Annotated in this window: 17 protein-coding genes; 7 read left to right on the top strand and 10 right to left on the bottom strand. The window is 70.0% G+C overall.

The genetic code is table 11. The features are described from left to right. The first annotated feature begins 112 nt into the window (after positions 1-112). The gene (locus AC1DB1_RS03460) at positions 113-658 is read left to right on the top strand and encodes a thioesterase family protein (RefSeq protein WP_477200078.1); all 546 of its coding nucleotides are present in this window, start codon (positions 113-115) and stop codon (positions 656-658) included. A gap of 76 nt (positions 659-734) precedes the next feature. On the opposite strand, the gene AC1DB1_RS03455 is transcribed toward AC1DB1_RS03460, so the two are convergent. Further along, positions 735-2,105, bottom strand: a complete 1,371-nt coding sequence (locus tag AC1DB1_RS03455) for an FAD-binding oxidoreductase (protein WP_477199795.1) — start codon at positions 2,103-2,105, stop codon at positions 735-737. A 77-nt stretch (positions 2,106-2,182) separates the two neighbouring features. On the opposite strand from AC1DB1_RS03455, the gene AC1DB1_RS03450 reads away from it, so the two are divergent. Then, on the top strand, positions 2,183-3,163 hold the full coding sequence (locus tag AC1DB1_RS03450) for a DNA-3-methyladenine glycosylase family protein (RefSeq protein WP_477199794.1): 981 nt from the start codon (positions 2,183-2,185) through the stop codon (positions 3,161-3,163). 106 nt (positions 3,164-3,269) lie between these two features. Here the strand turns inward: AC1DB1_RS03450 and AC1DB1_RS03445 are convergent, their stop codons facing one another. The 3 genes from AC1DB1_RS03445 to AC1DB1_RS03435 form a co-directional block, all read right to left on the bottom strand. Continuing rightward, a complete protein-coding gene (locus tag AC1DB1_RS03445) occupies positions 3,270-3,836 on the bottom strand; it encodes an SRPBCC family protein (RefSeq protein WP_271176712.1) in 567 nt (188 codons plus the stop codon). A 128-nt stretch (positions 3,837-3,964) separates the two neighbouring features. Next, complete coding sequence (locus tag AC1DB1_RS03440; protein WP_477199793.1) at positions 3,965-5,566, bottom strand: phytoene desaturase family protein; 1,602 nt, start codon at positions 5,564-5,566, stop codon at positions 3,965-3,967. Continuing rightward, positions 5,563-6,480 (bottom strand): LysR family transcriptional regulator, encoded by a 918-nt coding sequence (locus tag AC1DB1_RS03435; protein ID WP_477199792.1) that lies wholly within the window; start codon positions 6,478-6,480, stop codon positions 5,563-5,565. The genes AC1DB1_RS03440 and AC1DB1_RS03435 overlap by 4 nt, the downstream gene beginning before the upstream one ends. 177 nt (positions 6,481-6,657) lie before the next feature. Here AC1DB1_RS03435 and AC1DB1_RS03430 point away from each other — a divergent pair, with 177 nt between their 5' ends. Both AC1DB1_RS03430 and AC1DB1_RS03425 read left to right on the top strand, forming a co-directional pair. Continuing rightward, complete coding sequence (locus AC1DB1_RS03430; RefSeq protein ID WP_477199791.1) at positions 6,658-10,359, top strand: proline dehydrogenase family protein; 3,702 nt, start codon at positions 6,658-6,660, stop codon at positions 10,357-10,359. Between the two features lie 35 nt (positions 10,360-10,394). Continuing rightward, entirely contained in the window at positions 10,395-11,222 is an 828-nt protein-coding gene (locus tag AC1DB1_RS03425; RefSeq protein ID WP_477199790.1) for an aldo/keto reductase, read from the top strand. 6 nt (positions 11,223-11,228) lie between these two features. Here the strand turns inward: AC1DB1_RS03425 and AC1DB1_RS03420 are convergent, their stop codons facing one another. From AC1DB1_RS03420 to AC1DB1_RS03400, 5 genes are all read right to left on the bottom strand, one after another. Next, complete coding sequence (locus AC1DB1_RS03420) at positions 11,229-11,603, bottom strand: GntR family transcriptional regulator (protein ID WP_373877127.1); 375 nt, start codon at positions 11,601-11,603, stop codon at positions 11,229-11,231. Continuing rightward, the gene (locus AC1DB1_RS03415) at positions 11,600-13,114 is read right to left on the bottom strand and encodes a sensor histidine kinase (RefSeq protein WP_477199789.1); all 1,515 of its coding nucleotides are present in this window, start codon (positions 13,112-13,114) and stop codon (positions 11,600-11,602) included. The genes AC1DB1_RS03420 and AC1DB1_RS03415 overlap by 4 nt, the downstream gene beginning before the upstream one ends. A 7-nt stretch (positions 13,115-13,121) precedes the next feature. Beyond that, a complete protein-coding gene (locus AC1DB1_RS03410) occupies positions 13,122-13,814 on the bottom strand; it encodes a response regulator transcription factor (RefSeq protein ID WP_271176718.1) in 693 nt (230 codons plus the stop codon). 93 nt (positions 13,815-13,907) lie between these two features. Next, entirely contained in the window at positions 13,908-14,339 is a 432-nt protein-coding gene (locus AC1DB1_RS03405; RefSeq protein ID WP_477199788.1) for an SRPBCC domain-containing protein, read from the bottom strand. Between the two features lie 75 nt (positions 14,340-14,414). Continuing rightward, a complete protein-coding gene (locus AC1DB1_RS03400) occupies positions 14,415-14,852 on the bottom strand; it encodes an Lrp/AsnC family transcriptional regulator (RefSeq protein WP_271176720.1) in 438 nt (145 codons plus the stop codon). 215 nt (positions 14,853-15,067) lie between these two features. Here AC1DB1_RS03400 and ddaH point away from each other — a divergent pair, with 215 nt between their 5' ends. The 3 genes from ddaH to AC1DB1_RS03385 all read left to right on the top strand — a co-directional run bounded on the left by ddaH (position 15,068) and on the right by AC1DB1_RS03385 (position 18,890). Continuing rightward, positions 15,068-15,928, top strand: coding sequence for a dimethylargininase (gene ddaH / locus AC1DB1_RS03395; protein ID WP_477199787.1), 861 nt, complete (start codon positions 15,068-15,070; stop codon positions 15,926-15,928). A gap of 11 nt (positions 15,929-15,939) precedes the next feature. Continuing rightward, entirely contained in the window at positions 15,940-17,238 is a 1,299-nt protein-coding gene (rocD, locus tag AC1DB1_RS03390; RefSeq protein WP_477199786.1) for an ornithine--oxo-acid transaminase, read from the top strand. A 173-nt stretch (positions 17,239-17,411) separates the two neighbouring features. Beyond that, entirely contained in the window at positions 17,412-18,890 is a 1,479-nt protein-coding gene (locus AC1DB1_RS03385) for a peptide MFS transporter (RefSeq protein WP_271176723.1), read from the top strand. A gap of 12 nt (positions 18,891-18,902) precedes the next feature. Here the strand turns inward: AC1DB1_RS03385 and AC1DB1_RS03380 are convergent, their stop codons facing one another. Next, complete coding sequence (locus AC1DB1_RS03380; RefSeq protein WP_477199785.1) at positions 18,903-19,181, bottom strand: DUF3072 domain-containing protein; 279 nt, start codon at positions 19,179-19,181, stop codon at positions 18,903-18,905. Positions 19,182-19,251: the final 70 nt, after the last annotated feature.

Raw genomic sequence — 19,251 nt, 5'->3', positions numbered from 1 at the left:
CGCCACGTCTCCGGAGCTACAACCGGCTCGCGGCCCCGCGCCGCTCGGATTGGAGGCTGTCCACAACGGAAGTGAGAGTCCGTTGGCGGCTGGCTAGCATGACCGCGTGCACATGATCTTTCGAACGATGCTTCACGCGCTGATCTCGCGGTTCGGCGCACGACTGGGACACTGGGACGTCGCGCGTACGAAGTTCCGCGTACTGCCGACGGATCTCGACATCCTGAAGCACATGAACAACGGCGTATATCTCTCCATCGCCGACATCGGACGGTTCGACCTGCTCACCCGCAACGGGGTGTGGGCGATCTTCAAGATGCGCGGCTGGTACCCCGTCGTGGCGTCGGAGACGATCTCGTTCCGCAAGTCGCTGGAGCTGTGGCAGCCGTTCGTCGTCGAGTCGCGCATCCTCGGCTTCGACGAGCGGGCGGTCTACGTCGAGCAGCGGTTCACCGTCGATGGCGAGATCTACACGCAGGCGTTCATCCGAGGCCGATTCCTCAAGCGCGGCGGCGGCATCGTCACGAACGAGGAACTGCTGGAGGCCGTCGGCACGGCACCGACGGACGTCAGCGTTCCCGCGTGGCTGCTCGAATGGGGCGGCCGTGCGGCGCTCCCGTCGACGCGCGCCGAAGCGCCCAGCGTCTGGGCGGACTGAGACCGGCGCCCGCTAGCGGACGCCTGTCCCGAAGCGGACGCCGGCCTGGAAGCGAACGCCGGTCCCGAAGGGTCGGCTACCGCGGTTCGAAGGCGAACACGCCCTGCGGATCCCACTCCGCGCGCACCGCCGCCAGCCGGTCCAGCACTGCCGGTGGCCAGGTCTTCTCGAACGCCGCCCTGTCCACGAGCCCCGCCGACCAGTTCACGTTGGTGATGGCGGAGACCCGGTCGCTCACGGCCTCCGTGATCAGGGCGGCGCGCTCGGGAGCGAGCTCGGCGAAGGTGCCGGGATCCGCCGCGAGCGTCGACAGCGTGTAGAGGCTGTCGCGGCCGCCGACGGCGGTGCCTTCCTCCGGGTCGCGGCTGGTCGCTCCGCCCAGCTGGCGGATCTCCACCGCGAGGAACGGCGAACCCGAGGCCGGAGTGACCAGCTCGAAGAGGGCCCGGCCGGTGTCCTGATCGAAGGAGTCCAGCATCAGGCCGCGGATCCAGCTGGGCGCACCCGCCTCGGGGTCGTTGTGGATGGTCGCGATCGCGGTGGTCGGCATCTCGGCCACGAAGTCGAGGTACACGGGTGCCGCCGCACGCAGCGGAGCGATGAGCCGCTCGCCTTCCGCCGGGTCGCCCGGATACGCGAACCGCACGCTGAACACGAAGTGCCCGCGCAGTGGCGGGGGCGGGCCTTCCATGTCGGGCACGTGAAGGAAGACCGCCGAGGTCGTCGCCTCGACGGGCAGCGCCGCCGACCAGTCGATCCACGACTGGAAGGCCTGCTCGACCGCGTCGCCGTCGAAGAAGAGGCTGCCCCCGTAAAGCGTGCGCAGGGGAACGAGCTCGAGCGTCATCTCCGTGACGACCCCCAGGCCGCCCTTGCCCCCGCGGAGCGCCCAGAACAGCTCCGGGTTGGTCGCGCCATCGGCCGTGACGACCTCGCCGTCGGCGGTGACCACGCGGAACGCGCGCACCCAGTCGGCGGTGAAACCGTGGCTGCGGGCGAGCGGCCCGAGGCCGCCACCGAGCGTGTAGCCGACCGCTCCCACGCTCGTGGACGATCCCGTGACCGGCACCAGGCCGAACTCGGCTGCGGCAGTGATGACCGGAGCCCAGCGCACGCCGGCGCCGATGCGGGCGAGCCGCGCATCCGGATCGATCTCGAGCGAGTCGAGTGCGCGGGTCGAGATGATGAGTCCGTCGGTGATCGGCGTCTCCGCGCCGTGCCCGGTGGCCTGGATGCGCACGCCGAGCCCGTGCTCGCGCGCGAAACGCAGAGCCTCGGCGATGTCGGCGTCGGACGTGACCGCGACCACGACATCCGGATCATGCCGGATGACCGGGTTGAAGCAGGCCACTTCGGCCGCGAGGCCCTCGTCCCCGCGCAGATAGACAGTGCCCCCGATGGCGTCGCGCAGCTGCGCGATCGATTCCTGTGTCAGTGATTTCCCCATGGGGCGAGGGTAGAGGAGGGCACCGACATGGCGGAAGAGCCCAGGGCGCGGTCGGTCGGCTGACGTACGATTCCAGCATGACCACCGTGACGCCGTCCTCTCCCGGGTTCCGGGCGACGTCGTCAGCGACGCCCGAGCCTCCGGATGCGTCCACCGTCTACGCGCCGCGCGATCCGGTGGACGTGCGGGCGACCCTCGGCATCATCGGCCGCGGTCCCTACGATCCGACGACCATCTGGGATGCGCTCGGGGTGTGGCGCACCTTCCGCACGCCGGCGGGGTCGGCGACGGTGCGCATCCGGTACCCGGCGGCCGACGGTTCCATCGCGGCGGCAGCCTGGGGTGACGGCGCGGAGTGGGCGATCGACGCGGTGCCCGGACTGCTCGGCCGCGACGACGACTGGAGCTCGCTGGACGTGCGGGGCACGCCGTTGCTGCACGACAGCCGCCGCCGCAACCCGGGCCTGCGTCTCACGCGCACCGGGCGCCTGATCGAGGCGCTCATCCCGGCGATCATCGAGCAGCGCGTGACCAGCCTCGAGGCGTACAACTCATGGGCGCGGCTGATCCGCTGGTACGGCGAGCCGGCGTCAGGACCGGCTCCCGCCGAGCTCCGCGTGGTGCCGACCGTGGCGCAGTGGCGGGGCATCCCGTCGTGGGAGTGGCACCGGGCGGGCGTCGACCCCGGCCGCGCGCGCACCGTGATGTCGGCGCTCGCCGTGTCGGGGTCACTGGAGCGGGCGGCGGATCGGGCGGCCACGCTGCCGGATGCCGCCCGAGCGCTGCGCACGGTGACGGGCATCGGCGTGTGGACGGCCGCGGAGACGCTGCAACGCACGCACGCCGACCCGGACGCGGTGAGCGTCGGCGACTACCATCTCGCACACTACGTGGGGGAGGCGCTGATCGGCCGCCGCGTCGACGACGACGGCATGCTCGAACTGCTCGAGCCCTGGGCTGGCCAGCGGCAGCGGGTGATCCGGCTGATCCTGGCGAGCGGGCATCGCTTCACGCGACGCGGGCCGCGGGTGACGCTGCAGGATCACCGCTGGCACTGACCGGAGTTCCCCACCCGCGATCGAGTCCGAACTTGTTGCGTGCGACACGCCCCTTACGAGTGCAACAAGTTCGGACTCGATCGTAGGTGGTGCCTGCGCAGGCGGGTCAGCCCGCGGTGCCGTTCCGTTCCTGCTCCACCGCATGCAGGGTCGCGTGCTCGACCCGGATGTCCTTGTCGAGCTCGCGGCACAGGTTCTGGTAGTGCTCCAGCATCGCCGGGTGGTAGTCGTTCCAGTCCGGCATCGGGCGGCCGGCGCGCGCGGCGATCAGCCGGTCGAGGTAGTAGTCCCAGCCGACGCCGACGTCCGCCTCCTCGGTGAGCGACCGGAGTCGCTGCGCGAAGGTCAGCGTCGTGTGACCGCTCGACTCGGTGAGGTGCCAGTACATCCGCCACGAGTCGCCGGCCGGACCGACGTCGGCCGCGAACTTGTGCGGCGCGACGCACTCGAGGATGGAGACGTTCTCCCACGGAGCGTCGTCGCCTTCGGCGGTCATCCGGAACCGCACGGCTCCGGTGGAGGGGAGCCCGGTGTACTCGCCCACCCATTCGGCGAGTCGCGGAGAACGGGTGAAGTACGACCACACGTCTTCGATCGGCGCCTTGAAGATCCTGTCGAGGACCACGTAGACCCCGTCGTCTTTGCGAACGAGGCGACCTGTTGGTTGCGGCATCATGATGAACCTCCCGCTGAATCCTCACACTAGTCACGTCTCCGCGATAAGGGCAGAGGGCGTGCGAGGGTTCTCAGGGGCGGATGGCCCGCACTGACCTCGCGCTCAGGATTCGGCGGGTCTCGCGCTCAGGATTCGAGCACCGCCATGGCCGCGTTGTGCCCGCCGATGCCGCTGACCGCGCCGCCCCGTCGCGCACCGGATCCGCAGAGCAGGATGCGCTCGTGCCGCGTCGCGACGCCCCAGCGCTGGGCCGGCGTCGACAGCGCGTCGTCGTCCTCGGCGAACGGCCACGACAGCGGGCCGTGGAAGATGTTGCCGCCCGGCATGTTGAGCGCCTGCTCGATGTCGCGCGTCGTCTTGGTCTCGATGCAAGGGTTGCCGTCGGCGTCGGTGAGCAGCAGCTCCTCGATCGGTTCCGCGAGCACGGAGTTGAGCGAGGCCAGCACGGCGGCCTGCAGCCGCTCGCGCGTGGCGTCGTTGTTCTCGTCGTTCAGCCAGCGGTCGGGCGTGTGCAGCCCGAACACTGTGATCGTCTGCGCGCCGCCGGCGGCCAGCTCCGGGTCCAGGATGCTCGGGTCGGTCAGCGAGTGGCAGTAGATCTCGCACGGGATGAGCTCGGGCATCACGCCGCGGACCGCACCCGCGTACGCGGTCTCGAGCTGTGTGTAGGTCTCGTTGATGTGGAAGGTTCCGCCGAATGCGGCGGCCGGATCGACCGATTCGTCCCGCAGACGCGGGAGACGCTCGAGAAGCAGATTCACCTTCACCTGGGCGCCCTCGGCGTGCGGCCGCCCGGGCTCCCGCTCGTCGCCGAGCAGCGCGTCGAGCACCTCGGGCGCGACGTTGGCCAGCACGTGGCGGCCGATCACCCGCCGCTCGTGCTTCTTGCGCCGATAATCCACGGTGCCGTCCGGGTCGATCGCCGTCACCTCGGCGCCGGTCACGATGCGCGCGCCGGCCTCGCGGGCGGCCCGCGCGAGTTCGGTGGTGACGCTGCCCATGCCGCCGATCGGCACGTCCCATGCGCCGGTGCCGCCGCCGATCACGTGATAGAGGAAGCAGCGGTTCTGGCCGAGCCCGGGGTCGTCGACGCTCGCGAAGGTGCCGATGAGGGCATCCGTGGCGACGACGCCGCGCACCAGGTCGTTCGACACCCTGGACTCGATGAACTCGCCGATCGGGCGCTCGACGATGGCGTTCCACAGCTCGTCGTCGCCGACCAGCGCCTTCGCCTCGCTCCGGGTGAGGAGCGGTTCGGTGACCGTAGGCCAGAGGGCGCGCGCGAGTTCGCCGGTGGATTCGTAGACCGAGGCGAACGCATCCGTGTCGTCGGCGGCGCCGATGCTCGCGAACGAGCGGGCGGTCGCTGCGGCATCCGTGTTGTCGATCAGCAGGCCGGAGCCGTCGCGCGCGCCCGGTACCGGCGTGTAGGAGGAGTAGCGGCGGCGCGCGAGGGAGATGCGCAGGCCGAGATCGTCGATGATCCGCTGCGGCAGCAGGCTGACGAGGTAGGAGTAGCGGGAGAGCCACGCGCCGACGCCGTCGAACGCCTGTGCGCTCACGGCCGCCCCGCCGGTGTTCTGCAGCCGTTCGAGCACGATCACGCTCAGCCCCGCCTTGGCGAGATAGGCGGCGGCGGTGAGGCCGTTGTGCCCGCCTCCCACGATCACCACGTCGTGCGTGGGTTCCGGAGTCTCCTCGGGTGCGGTGGCGTCGGCGTCGGTCATGCTTCAGAGCTTAAAGGGGAACCGGCCGGAACCGCGCGGGCGAGCGCGTCGCGGCACGCGACGACACCGGGACGGCCGGCGGAGGAGCGCCGGGCAGCGGTGAAGACCGTGCGGTGCGGGTTGTCGGGGAGCTCGACGAGCTCGACGCTCGGGCGCTCGTCCGCCCACACGAGATCCGGCAGGAGACCGACCGCGTTACCCGACCGGATGAGCCGGATGTGCGCGACCAGATCGGCGGTCTCGTAGCGCACATCCGGCTCGAATCCGGCCTCACGGCAGCGTTGGACCGCCCACGTGCGTGCCGCCGTCCCCAGCGGCTCCATCACCCACGGCAGGTCTGCCGCCTCGGCCAGCGACGATGCCCGGATGCGCGCCTTCAGCTCCGCGCTGCTCGCGAGCCGGATGGGGTCGGTCGCCAGGGCGACCCGGTCGAGCCCGGTGCGCAGTCCGCGCGTGCTCCCCGGGTACTGCTCGGCGATCACCAGGTCGAAATCGCGGGCCGCGACCTCGAAGAGCCCCTGCTCCGGCTCCCGCTCGGTGACTTCGACGCGGAGGTCGGGGTACTCGCCGGCCAGGATGCTCAGCGCGCGCGGCACGATCGCGTGCGCCGCCGACTGGAAGACGGCGATCCGCACGACGCCGGTCACAGTGGTGAGCGACGTCGTGAGCTCCGATTCGGCCTCGTCGAGAAGATCCAGGATGTCGGCGGTGTGCCGCACGAGGATCTCCGCCTGCGGAGTGAGCTGCACGCGGCGGCCGACCTTCTGCAGGAGCTGGACGCCGCACTCCTTCTCGAGTGCGGAGAGCTGCTGCGACACCGATGACGGGCTGTAGGAGAGCGCCTGGGCGACGGCGGTCACCGTGCCGCGGGCATCGAGTTCGAGCAGCAGCCGCAGTTTGCGCACATCCAGCATCGGTACTCCCTTGTCCGGCTCACCAACAATTGTTCGGTTGAGTCAAACGATATCGTTCGACAACATTCGCTTCTGCTTATCCGATCCAACCCGCACACTGTTCTCCACAGGCCGGATTCATCCCCGTGTCGGCCTCACCTCAGGGATACCCGGACAGCGAGGAATACAGTCGTGAGCATGGTCGATCACACGGATGGCGTCGAGACGCGCCCGTCGCAGGTTGCGGCAGAGGCCGTCGAGCTGGTTCGCACCTGGCTGAAGCAGAGCAGCGCAGCCGGTGCGGGCAGCGGTGCGGTGGGCGCCGGCTCCTCCGGAAAAGAAGACCCGGCGGCGCAGCGGCTGGCCGGCGTGCTGAAAGACCCGAAAGGCCTGGACTTCGCGGTCGGCTTCGTCGACGGCGTCGCGCGCCCGCAAGACCTGTTCGTCGCCGGGTACAACCTGCAGCGCGTCGCCAAGCACATCCCGGCGTTCCTGCCCTGGTACATGCGCTTCGCCATCTGGCTCGGCGGAGTGTTCGGCCCCGTGCTGCCGTGGATCGTCATCCCGGTCGCCCGTCGCGTACTGCGCGGAATGGTCGGGCATCTCGTGGTCGACGCCACCCCGCAGAAGCTCGGACCGGCGATCGAGCATCTCCGCCGACCGACCGACCCGACGGGCCATGGAGCGCGCCTGAACCTCAACCTGCTCGGCGAGGCGGTGCTCGGCGAGCAGGAGGCGGCTCGGCGACTCGAGGGCACGCACGCGCTCCTCGCGCGCGACGATGTCGACTACGTCTCCATCAAGGTGTCCTCGATCGCCTCGCAGCTGTCCATGTGGTCGTTCGATGAGACCGTGGCGCGCGTCGTCGAGCGGCTCACCCCGCTCTACCAGCTCGCCGCATCGTCGCCGAAGCCGAAGTTCATCAATCTCGACATGGAGGAGTACCGCGATCTCGACCTGACGGTCGCCGTCTTCACGGGCATCCTGAACAAGCCGCAGTTCGCCGGGCTCGAGGCCGGCATCGTGCTGCAGGCCTATCTGCCGGATGCCCTGGATGCGCTGCAGACGCTCACCGAGTGGGCGACGGCGCGGCGCGCGAAGGGCGGTGCCGCCATCAAGGTTCGCGTCGTCAAGGGGGCGAACCTCGCGATGGAGCGCGTCGACGCGGCGATCCACGACTGGCCGCTGGCGACCTACCCGAGCAAGCAGAACACCGACACCAACTACAAGCGAGTGCTCGACTGGGCGCTCACCCCCGAGCACACGAACGCGGTCACGATCGGCGTCGCCGGGCACAATCTGTTCGACGTGGCGTACGCGTGGATCCTCGCGTCACGTCGCGGCGTGACCGACCGCATCGACTTCGAGATGCTGCTCGGCATGGCGACGGCGCAGGCCGAGGCGGTCAAGAAGACGGTCGGCAGCCTGCTGCTCTACACACCCGTGGTCAACCCGGCGGAGTTCGACGTCGCCATCTCGTACCTGATCCGACGGCTCGAAGAGAACGCCAGCCAGGAGAACTTCATGTCGGCCGTGTTCGAACTCGATTCGAACGCCGCGCTGTTCGAGCGGGAGAAGCAGCGCTTCCTCGCGTCGGTGGCCGACCTCGAGGCCGAGCAGGCGCAGGCACCACGCGGGATCGCGCCGCTGCCGAATCGTCGGCAGGATCGGGCGCGCGAGTGGGAGGACCTGAGTGTCGACGGCCTCACCCGTCCGCCGGCTCCCGCGGAAGCGCCGGTGACGGGCGACGACGGACTGACGAGCGTCGTGCTCGGGTTGCAGCGCGGTTCGCGCGGTGACGGCGCTGTCGAACAGGGTCTCGGTGGCGAGGCGCCCGCCGCCGGCGAGGCGCCCGTGACCGGGGGAGCCGCCTTCCACAACGCGGCCGACACCGACCCGTCGCTGGCGGCGAACCGCGCGTGGGGGCGCAAGATCCTCGCCCGTTCGACGAACTCCGATCTGGGCTCGGCGACGATCGCCGCGGCGTCGGTGACCCATCCGGAACAACTCGAGACCGTCATCAGCACCGTTCAGTCCAACGGAGACGCCTGGGGGCGTCGCAGCGGGGCCGACCGTGCCGCGATCCTCGACAGGGCGGGCCTCGCACTCGCGGCCAACCGTGATCGCCTCATCGAGATCATGGCTGCCGAGACCGGCAAGACCATCGCCGAGGCCGATCCGGAGGTCAGCGAGGCCGTCGACTTCGCGCACTACTACGCGACGCTGGCGCGCGAACTCGACACCGTGCAGGGCGCGCGCTTCGTGCCGTCCAAGCTCACCGTCGTCACGCCGCCGTGGAACTTCCCGGTGGCGATCCCGGCCGGATCGGTGCTCTCCGCGCTCGCCGCGGGCAGCGGCGTGATCATCAAGCCCGCGCCGCAGGCCAAGCGCTCGGGCGCGGTGATGGTCGAGGCGCTGTGGGAGGCAGGGATCCCGCGCGAGCTCCTCGCCCTCGTCGACGTCGCCGAGGACGATCTCGGCCAGCGCCTCATCGCGGACCCGCGGGTCGACCGGGTGATCCTCACCGGTGCGTACGAGACCGCGAAGCTCTTCCGATCCTGGCGGCCCGACCTTCCGCTGCTCGCCGAGACGAGCGGCAAGAACGCGATCATCGTCACCCCGAGCGCCGACTACGACCTCGCGGTGTCCGACATCGTCAAGAGCGCCTTCGGCCATGCCGGGCAGAAGTGCTCCGCGGCCAGCCTGGTGATCCTCGTCGGCTCGGTCGCGAAGTCCGATCGCTTCCGGCACCAGTTGATCGACGCCGTGACCAGTCTCCGCGTGGGCTACCCGGCCGACCCCACCTCGCAGATGGGTCCGCTCGTCGAACCGGCGTCGGGAAAGCTGCTCCACGCTCTCACCACGCTCGGCGCATCCGAGGAGTGGCTGGTGCAGCCGCGCCAGCTCGACGACACCGGGCGGCTGTGGTCACCCGGCGTGCGCGCGGGCGTGCAGCCGGGATCGTACTTCCACCTCACGGAGTTCTTCGGCCCGGTGCTCGGCATCATGACGGCCCGCACGCTCGATGAGGCGATCCGGTACCAGAACGCCATCGAGTACGGCCTCACCTCGGGCCTGCACTCCCTCGACTCCGAGGAACTGGCGCACTGGCTCGACGGAGTCGAGGCGGGCAACCTCTACGTCAACCGCGGGATCACGGGCGCCATCGTGCGGCGCCAGCCGTTCGGCGGCTGGAAGCGGTCGTCGGTCGGCGCCGGCACGAAGGCCGGTGGCCCGAACTACCTGATCGGCCTCGGCTCGTGGGAGGCGGAGACGGGCAATTCGAGTGCGAGCCTTCATCTGCGCGGCCTCGACCCGCGGGTGTCCGACCTGATCGAGTCCGGACAGCCCGCGATGGACTACACGGCGTTCGACCTCGTGCGCCGGTCCGCTCTGAGCGACGCGATCGCCGCCGCCACCGAGTTCCACGTCGTCAAAGACGTCTCCGGTGTCGGAGTGGAACGCAACCTGTTCCGCTATCGACCGGTTCCGGTGACCATCCGGCTCAGCGAAGGGTCGGGGCTGGCGCCGCTGCTGCGACTCGTCGCCGCTGGCACGGTCGCCCGCTCGCCGTTCACCGTGAGCAGCGCCATCAAGCTCCCGCGGGCGACCCACCACCTGCTCCGGGAGCGAGGGGTGGAGATCGTGATCGAGAACGATGCGGCCTGGCTCGCACGCGCGGCGGCCGGGTCGCTGCGCACGCATCGCATCCGGTTGATCGGAGGCGACGCGAAGGCGCTCGCCGCCGCCCTGGGCGGCACTCCGGATGTCGCGATCTACGCCAACCCCGTCACGCCGTCCGGACGCGTCGAGGTGCTGCCCTTCCTGCACGAGCAGGCGATCTCGATCACGGCCCACCGTTTCGGCAACCCCTCGCAGCTGAGCGACGGCGTCATCTGATGAAACGCCACGAGGCGCGCGCGTAGCCTGGTGCCATGACGATCCCCACGCTTCCGCTCAACAACGGCACCAGCATCCCCCAGCTCGGGCTCGGAACCTCCCCGCTCGACGACACGGATGTCGAGCGCGTCATCATCGAGGCCGTCGAGATCGGCTACCGTCACGTCGACACCGCCGCCAAATACGGCAACGAGGTCGGCGTCGGGCGCGGCCTGCGCAACAGCGGCATCGCGCGCGGGGACGTCTTCGTCACGACGAAGCTCGACGGGCCGTACCAGGGCGACGACCGGGCCATCGCCGGCCTCGAAGCCTCCCTCGAGCGCCTCGGGCTCGAGTACGTCGACCTGCTCCTCATCCACTGGCCGCTGCCCGCACGCGGAGAGTTCGTCTCGACGTGGCGCACATTCGAGAAGCTCGCAGCCGACGGCAAGGCACGGGCGATCGGGGTGTCCAACTTCAAGCCGGCCCACCTCGACCGGCTGATCGGCGAGACCGGAACGACCCCCGCGGTCAACCAGATCCAGCTGAGTCCGGCGATCACCCGCCGGGAGCAGCGGCAGTACAACGCCGAGCACGGCATCGTCACCGAGTCGTGGAGCCCCCTCGGTTCCGGAACGGACCTGCTCGCGTCGCCCGTGCTCGCCGAGATCGGGCGCAAGTACGACAAGAGCCCCGGCCAGGTGGTGCTCCGCTGGCACCTCGACAACGGCCTCGTCGCCATCCCGCGCAGCGCCAACCCGCAGCGGCTCGCGCAGAATATCGATGTCTTCGATTTCGCGCTCGACGCCGACGATCTCGCCGCCCTCGACACACTCGACCAGGGCCCGGATGCGGGCGTCGACTCCGACCGCTCCGGTCACTGACCCGCGCTAAAGGCCTCGGGCGTCGAGCGCGGCCCGGGCCAGCGCGAGCGCGGCGTCCGTCGACAGTCCCAGGCTCGCGGCGCGTTCCGCGAACGCTGCGGCGGCCTCGGCGCCCTCGCGTTCCGCATCCGAGGTGGCCGCGACGAACGTCCCCGCGCGCCCGCGCGTGACCACCACCCCGTCGTGCTCCAGCTCGCGATACGCGCGCGCCACCGTGTTCGCCGCGAGTCCCAGCGACTCCGCCAGCGCGCGCACCGGCGGAAGGCGGGACCCGACCGGCAGGCTCCCCGAGCGGGCGCCGCCCGCGATCCCGCGCTTGAGCTGTTCGAACGGTGGAACGGACGACGCCGCGTCCACCGTGAACTCCAGACCCTCGATCACTCGTCCGCTCCCGTCTCCGCGCCGACCAGTGGCAGTACCACCGTCACCACCAGCCCCGTCGCACCACCATCCCCGTTCGCCAGCGCGACCGAGCCGCCGGCGGAGCCCGCCAGCGCCCCCACGATCGCGAGGCCGAGCCCGCCGCCCGAATGACCGGTGCGCGAGGCCTCCGCCCGCGTGAACCGGTCGAGCGCGACGGGGATGAACTCCTCCGGCATCCCTGGACCGCTGTCGCGCACCGTCAGCACGACCGTCGTGGCCGTCGTCGTGAGCTCGGCGGTGACCCAGCCCTCGGCATCCGCGGCCGCGTCGTGCGCCTCGCCGTCGTGCGCCTCGCCCTCTGGCGTCGCCGCGTCTTCCGCTGCCGCCTCCTGGGCCGCCGCCTCCTGGGCCTCGGTGATGGCCCGGATCGCGTTGCCCAGCAGGTTGTCGAGGATGCGGCCGACATCGGTGGGGGAGAGCGCCACCACGAGATCGGCGGTCGATCGCCCGCGCGGCGTGTAGTCGAAGTCGATCGAGATCTGGTGCGCGTCGTCGTCGCTCGAGCGCGAGGCGATCAGCCGCGCCCGGTCGATCGCGTCCGCGAGCTCATCGGTGAGGGTGCGCCAGTCTGTTCGCCCGCTCGACGGCCCCGCCTCGATGCGGGACAGCGCGAGCAGGTTGTTGGCGAGCCGGCCGAGGCGCAGCGCAGTCGCGTGCGACGCCCGGATGTCGGTGAGCAGGGCATCCGGGTCGCCGACGTCGAGCTCGGCCAGCTCCAGCTGACCTCGCAGCACGGCGAGGGGCGTGCGCAGCTCGTGGCTGGCATCCGAGACCATCTGGCGCTCGCGATCGGCGGAGGCGCGCAGCCGCCGGATGAGGTCGTTGAGGGTCGTCGCGAGCTCGGCGAGCTCGTCGCGGGCCGGCCCGACCGGCAGGAGACCCGTCGAGGAGACGTCGGCGATGCGCTCGGCCTGCTCCCGCATCCGGCTGACCGGACGCAGCGCCGTGCGCGCCAGCAGCCACGAGGCCGCGCCGAAACCGACGACGAGGATCCCGGCGCCGACGAGCAGCGCACCGGTCAGCCGGTCGAGGATGAGGTTCGTCGTCTCCGAGTTGCGGGCAGCGATCACGTGGATCGTTCCCGCGCTCGTCTCGACCTCGCGCACCAGCACGAGGTACTCCTCGTCGCCGACCTGCACCGTCTTCGGGTCGTCTCCCAGTGCGACGAGCCGCGAGACCCGGTCCTCGAGGGCCTCAGGAAGGGTCGAGGCGAGCATCACGTTGCCCGGGCCGACGATCGCCAGCTCCTGGCCCCCGCCCGGCAGGTCGAAGGGACCGGCCGGATTGTTCTTGAGTGCCGCAGCGGGCGCGGCGACGTCGTTGTCGAGCAGCGTCACCGTGGCGTTGTGCAGGATGGCCGCGACGCCGAGGCGCACGACCTCCACCGCGACGAGGCCGAACAGCGTGGCCACGATGAGACTCCCGATCGTGATGCGTGCCGTGATCGAGAGCCGGCGCAGCCACTTCATCGGCGGCTCACGGGGTCGCGGTCGCGGCGTTCTTGGCGTCGAGGCGGTAGCCCCGGCCGCGTTCGGTGATGATGGCCAGCCCCGCGTCCGCCAGTTCGAGCTTCTTACGGAGGTACGAGACGTACTGGTCGATCACGTTGGTGCCGATGTTCTCGCTGGTTCCCCAGACGGTCTCCAGGATGTCGGAACGGGCCAGGGTCTTGTCGGGGTTCGTGGCGAACAGCCGGAGCAGCGTGAACTCGCGCCGGCTGAGGGGCATCTCGTGCCCGGCGACGAGCGCGCGGTGCTCGTGCGAGTCGATCGTGAGCTTGCCCACGACGACCTGCGGTCGCATCCCGCTCGGCTCGCGCCGCAACAGCGCCCGGATGCGCGCGGCCAGCTCGGCGAACGCGAACGGTTTGGTCAGGTAGTCGTCGGCGCCCGAGTCGAGACCGTGCACGCGGTCTTCGATGGCGTCGCGCGCGGTCAGCAGCAGGATCGGCATCGGGTTCGTCGCCTCACGGATGTGGCGGCACAGTTCGAAGCCGCTCATCCCGGGCAGCATGACATCGATCGCGGCGGCGGAGAAGCTGTCGGCGCGCAGGGCGATCAGCGCGTCCACTCCGTTGGTGACGAGGGTCACCTCGTAGCCCTCGGCGGTCAGGCCGCGCTCGACGAGGCCTCCCATGTCCGGATCGTCTTCAACAACCAGCAGCTTCATGGGATCATCGTGCCACCGTTTGCCGTGGCCGCGCTTGAAGTCGGTGAGTACGCGCTGGGTGCTTGCTGAACCTTCTCGCAGGGTGGCGGTGGCTCAGCGGGCGTCGCCCTCGACCACCGTGCGCATCCCCTCGAGTGTCGTCGACCAGTTGGTGGACATGCGCTCAGCCTCGGCCGCGTCGGCGCAGCCGTCCTGCGTGATGGTCACGGCGGTCCCGTCGCCGTCGGGCGACAGGGCGTACGTGACGTTCTGATAGCTGGCCGGCTCGTCCGGCTTGCCACTCAGCGGGCTGTAGTAGCTCGTGACGAGCCGGGTCGGGGGAGTGATCTCGAGGATCACGCCCTTGTCCTCGTAGGGCTTGCCCTCCCACTCGCCGCGGTAGACGATCGGGCTGCCCTGCCGCCAGTCCGTCTCGACCTGCGTTCCGTAGAGGTACTCGGCGATGGTCGCGGGGTCGGTCACCGCATGCCACACGGTGTCCGGGGCGGCATCGATGCGGATGCGGGCTTCTGCTGTCTCGGTCATGTCACCATGCTGCGCGCATCCGGCCGGAAGGGCTTGAACAAACGCGACGGCCGACGGCGATGGCCGGCGCCCGGGTCAGTCGTGGCCGCGATGGATGAGCCGCGAGAGCACGATGGCGCTGCGGGTGTGGTCCACGTTCGGCGCCAGCCGCACGCGCTCGAGAGCGGCCTCCAGGCTCGGGATGTCGCGCGAGCGGATGTGCACGATCGCATCCGCACTGCCCGTGACGGTTCCGGCATCCACGACCTCCGGCACCGCCGACAGGATGCGCAGAAGCTCGTCGGGAGCGACGGTGCCACGACAGAACAGCTCGACGTACGCCTCCGTGCTCATCCCGTCGATCGTCGGGTCGACCTGGATCGTGAACCCGCGGATCACCCCGTCGGCCACCAGCCGATCCACTCGGCGCTTGACGGCGGAGGCCGACAGGCCGACCACGGAGCCGATGTCTCCATAGCCCGCGCGCGCGTTCTGGCGGAGCAGGTCGAGGATGCTGCGATCAAGGTTGTCCACGGGCGCAAGCATACGGTGGATCGTTGCGTGCACCCAGCGATTTACGCATAATTCCTGCGCGACGTTTCCGTGCGTCGGCATGCGCACGCGTGAGCGTCGGCGGAGCCGTCCCGGCCGCCGGTCGCGCACGAAAGCGCCGTCGCAACCTCAAAGAGCGGTGATTTCGTGCGCGAAAAGCCGGACATGTGAGCACATCCGTGTGTGACACTATCCCCATGTCGATCACCCACGAGGATGCGGAAGCCCGCACGGTCCGCCCCGCGCGCACGGCGACCAGCCGGTCGGTGCTGATGTGCCGGCCCGAGCACTTCACGGTCGTCTACCGCATCAACCCGTGGATGGACCCGCAGCTGCCCACCGACACGAGCCGCGCGGTGGCCCAGTGGGAGCAGCTCTACCGCACATACCTCGACCTGGGCTTCGACGTGCAGCTGATCGATCCGATCGAAGGTCTGCCCGACATGGTCTACGCGGCCAACGGCGGCTTCGTGATCGACAACATCGCCTACGGCGCGAGCTTCACGTTTCCCGAACGGCAGCCGGAGGGCCCCGCGTACATGCGCTGGTTCGCCGACAACGGGTACGAGGTCGCGCAGCCCGAGAGCGTGAACGAAGGCGAAGGCGACTTCCTGCTGGTCGGCGACACGATCCTGGCCGGCACCGGATTCCGCAGCGCCAGCACGAGCCACACAGAACTCGCCCGCATCTACGGCCGCGATGTCGTATCCCTCACCCTCGTCGACCCGAGCTTCTACCACCTCGACACGGCGCTCGCGGTGCTCGACGGCACCCCGGGCCAGGAGCACATCTCGTACCTGCCGTCCGCCTTCGACGACGCGAGTCTCGCCCTCCTGCGCGAGCGCTACCCCGACGCGATCATCGTCAACGACGACGATGCCGCGGTGCTCGGTCTGAACTCGTTCTCCGACGGCTACAACGTCGTCATCGCCTCCCGCGCCGCCGACTACGACCGGCAACTGCGCGAGCACGGCTACAACCCGATCGGCGTCGACCTCTCCGAGCTGCTCCTGGGCGGCGGCGGGGTCAAATGCTGCACCCTCGAACTCCGGCGCTGAAAGGACCGCGCATGACACGCGAGACCGACACTCTCGACACCGGCGTGACCGAGACCGTCGCGCACCACCTGCATCCCGAGACTCCGGCGGCGACCTCCCGCCAGGCCGAGGCCATCGAGCGCGAAGAAGCGCACACCGCGCACAACTACCATCCGCTGCCCGTCGTGGTCGCCGAAGGCGAGGGTGCCTGGGTCACCGACGTCGACGGCCGGCGCTACCTCGACTGCCTCGCTGCCTACTCGGCCGTGAACTTCGGGCACTCGAACCCCGTGCTCCTGGATGCGGCCCGCGCGCAGCTCGACCGCATCACGCTGACGAGTCGTGCCTTCCACAACGACCAGCTCGGCCCGTTCGTCGAGGGCCTCGCGCAGCTCTCCGGCAAAGACATGGTGCTCCCGATGAACACCGGCGCCGAGGCGGTGGAGTCGGGCATCAAGGTCGCCCGTGCCTGGGGCTACCGGGTGAAGGGCGTTCCGGATGGTCTCGCCAACATCATCGTGATGTCGGGCAACTTCCACGGCCGCACGACCACCATCGTCGGATTCTCCGACGACCCGAGCGCGCGCGATGGCTTCGGTCCGTTCACGCCGGGCTTCCGCACCGTTCCGTACGGCGACGCGGATGCCCTCGCGGACGCGATCGACGACAACACGGTCGCCGTGCTCATCGAGCCGATCCAGGGCGAAGCGGGCATCCTCGTTCCGCCCGCTGACTACCTTCCCGCCGTGCGCGCCCTCTGCGACGAGCGCCGCGTGCTCTTCATCGCCGACGAGATCCAGTCGGGTCTCGGCCGAACCGGCGCGACGTTCGCCTGCGACCTGGTCGGCGTCGTGCCCGACCTCTACCTGCTCGGCAAGGCGCTCGGCGGCGGCATCGTGCCCGTCTCGGCCGTCGTCGGCAACGCCGACGTGCTGGGCGTACTGCAGCCGGGCGAGCACGGCTCGACGTTCGGAGGCAACCCCCTCGCGGCCGCGGTCGGTCGCGCCGTCGTCGGGATGCTCGCCACCGGCGAACCACAGGAACGCGCCGCCCTCCTCGGCACCCGACTGCACACCGGGCTCTCACGGCTCGTCGGTCACGGCGTGCTCGAGGTGCGCGGCGCCGGGCTGTGGGCGGGGATCGACATCGATCCCGAGCTCGCCACCGGCCGCGAGGTCTGCGAGCTGCTGATGGAGCGCGGCCTGCTCGCGAAGGACACGCACGGTTCGACCATCCGGCTCGCGCCGCCGATCGTCGTCGATCCCGCCGATCTCGACTGGGTTGTCGATCAGCTCGAGGCCGTGCTGCAAGACCTGTCCGCCGGGCGCTGACGCCCCCGGACAGCGAGCGGATGCGCGGCCGACCCGAAGGCGGCGCATCCGCTTATCTCGTTCGCGGCACCGCGTAGTCACGGCTGTTCCGCCCCGGGATTCGGCGCCGGCGGCCGCCTCTCGCGGACAACCCGTTCTTCCCCTCGAGCGGGGGGAGTGGGAGCATGTCACCCATGAGTAGCGCTCCAACGCGGACCGGCCCGCAACAGCCTCCGGAGAAGGGCAGGACCTTCTTCGGGCAGCCGCGTTCGCTGGCGAACATCTTCGGCGTGGAGATGTGGGAGCGCTTCTCGTTCTACGGCATGCAGGGCATCCTGCTCATCTACCTCTACTACACGGCGGCGCAGGGCGGTCTCGGGATCGACCAGCCGACCGCTGCCGGTGTCGTCGGCGCCTACGGCGGTGCGGTCTATCTGTCGACCATCCTCGGCGCGTGGCTCGCCGACCGGGTGTTCGGGTCGGAGCGCGTGCTGTTCTGGAGCGCCGTCGTGATCATGGCGGGGCACCTCGCCCTGGCGCTGATCCCCGGCGTGGGCGGTGTGATCGCGGGCCTGCTGTTCGTCGCGCTGGGCAGCGGCGGCCTGAAGGCCAACGCCACCCGGATCGTGGGCTCCCTGTACGACGAGCACGACAGCCGTCGCGACGCCGGCTTCTCGATCTTCTACCTCGGCATCAACCTCGGTGCCTTCTTCGGCCCTCTGCTGACCGGCCTGCTGCAGACGACGCTCGGGTTCCACTGGGGGTTCGGACTCGCTGCGGTCGGAATGGCGATCGGCCTGATCCAGTACTCGTTCGGCCGCAAGCGTCTGCCCGACGAGGCGCGCGAGGTGCCGAACCCGCTGCCGGCGTCGCGCCGGCCACTGCTCATCGTCATCGCGCTCGTCGCCGTCGCGGTCGTGGTGGTGCTCGTGCTGGCGCACGTGATCACCGCTCAGAATCTCGCACTGATCGTCATCGGGCTCGTGATCATCGCCGCGATCGCCTACTTCGTGGTCATCCTGAGCTCGAAGCTGCTGAGCGGCGTGGAGCGCAGCCGGATCTTCGCGTTCATCCCGCTGTTCATCACGAACGCGGCGTTCTGGACGTTGTATCAGCAGCAGTTCACGGTGGTGACGATCTACTCGGACGAGCGTCTCGACCGCAACCTGTTCGGCTGGGAGTTCCCGGTGTCGTGGGTGCAGTCGATCAACCCGATCTTCATCATCATCCTGTCGGGCGTCTTCGCGGCGATCTGGACCAAATGGGGCGACAAGCAGCCCTCGACGCCGCTGAAATTCGCGGCGGGAACGGTGGTGATGGGGCTCGCGTTCCTGCTCTTCCTGTTCTGGGCGGGCGGCGGCAAGAACAGCACTCCGCTGCTGGCGATGGTCGGCATCCTGCTCGTGTTCACCATCGCGGAGCTGCTGATCTCTCCGGTGGGCCTGTCGGCGTCGACGAAGCTCGCCCCCCACGCGTTCGAGGCGCAGATGGTGGCGCTGTACTTCCTGTCGGTCGCGCTCGGCACGGCGATGGCCGGCCAGCTCGCCAAGCTCTACTCGCCCGCAACAGAAGGCATCTACTTCGGCATCATCGGCGCCGTGGCGATCGCGATCGGTGTCGTCCTCGGACTGATGAGCCCCTGGGTGCTCAAGCTGATGCGCGGAGTGCGCTGAGCGCCGGTCGCGCTACTGGCCGCGGCCGGTCTTCGCCTGCAGGCGGTCGATCTGCTCCGACGCCTCGGCCTTGGTGAGGTCGGCGGGCAGCTCCTCGCCGGCTTTCCGGGCGAGCGTGTCGAGATAGCTCCGCTGCGGCGCCGTCATGGCCTCGTCGCCGGTCACCCAGTCGCTCGGATCCTTGCTCGCGGGGTTGGCCGCCTGGGGCCCGGATGCGCCCAGGATGTCGTCGTCGTCGGGCGTCGGGGCCGATACGTCGGGCACCTGCGGGTCGTGCTGTTCATCACTCATTGCGTGGACGGTACCCCGTCCGTACTCAGACCTCGACCCCCGCGCGACGGGCTCCCAGGAGGTTCCCCAG

The sequence above is a fragment of the Leifsonia sp. 10N434 genome (genome assembly GCF_056394405.1).
The sequence above is the reverse complement of the archived record's forward strand: the minus strand, read 5'-3'. Positions and strand labels throughout refer to the sequence as shown.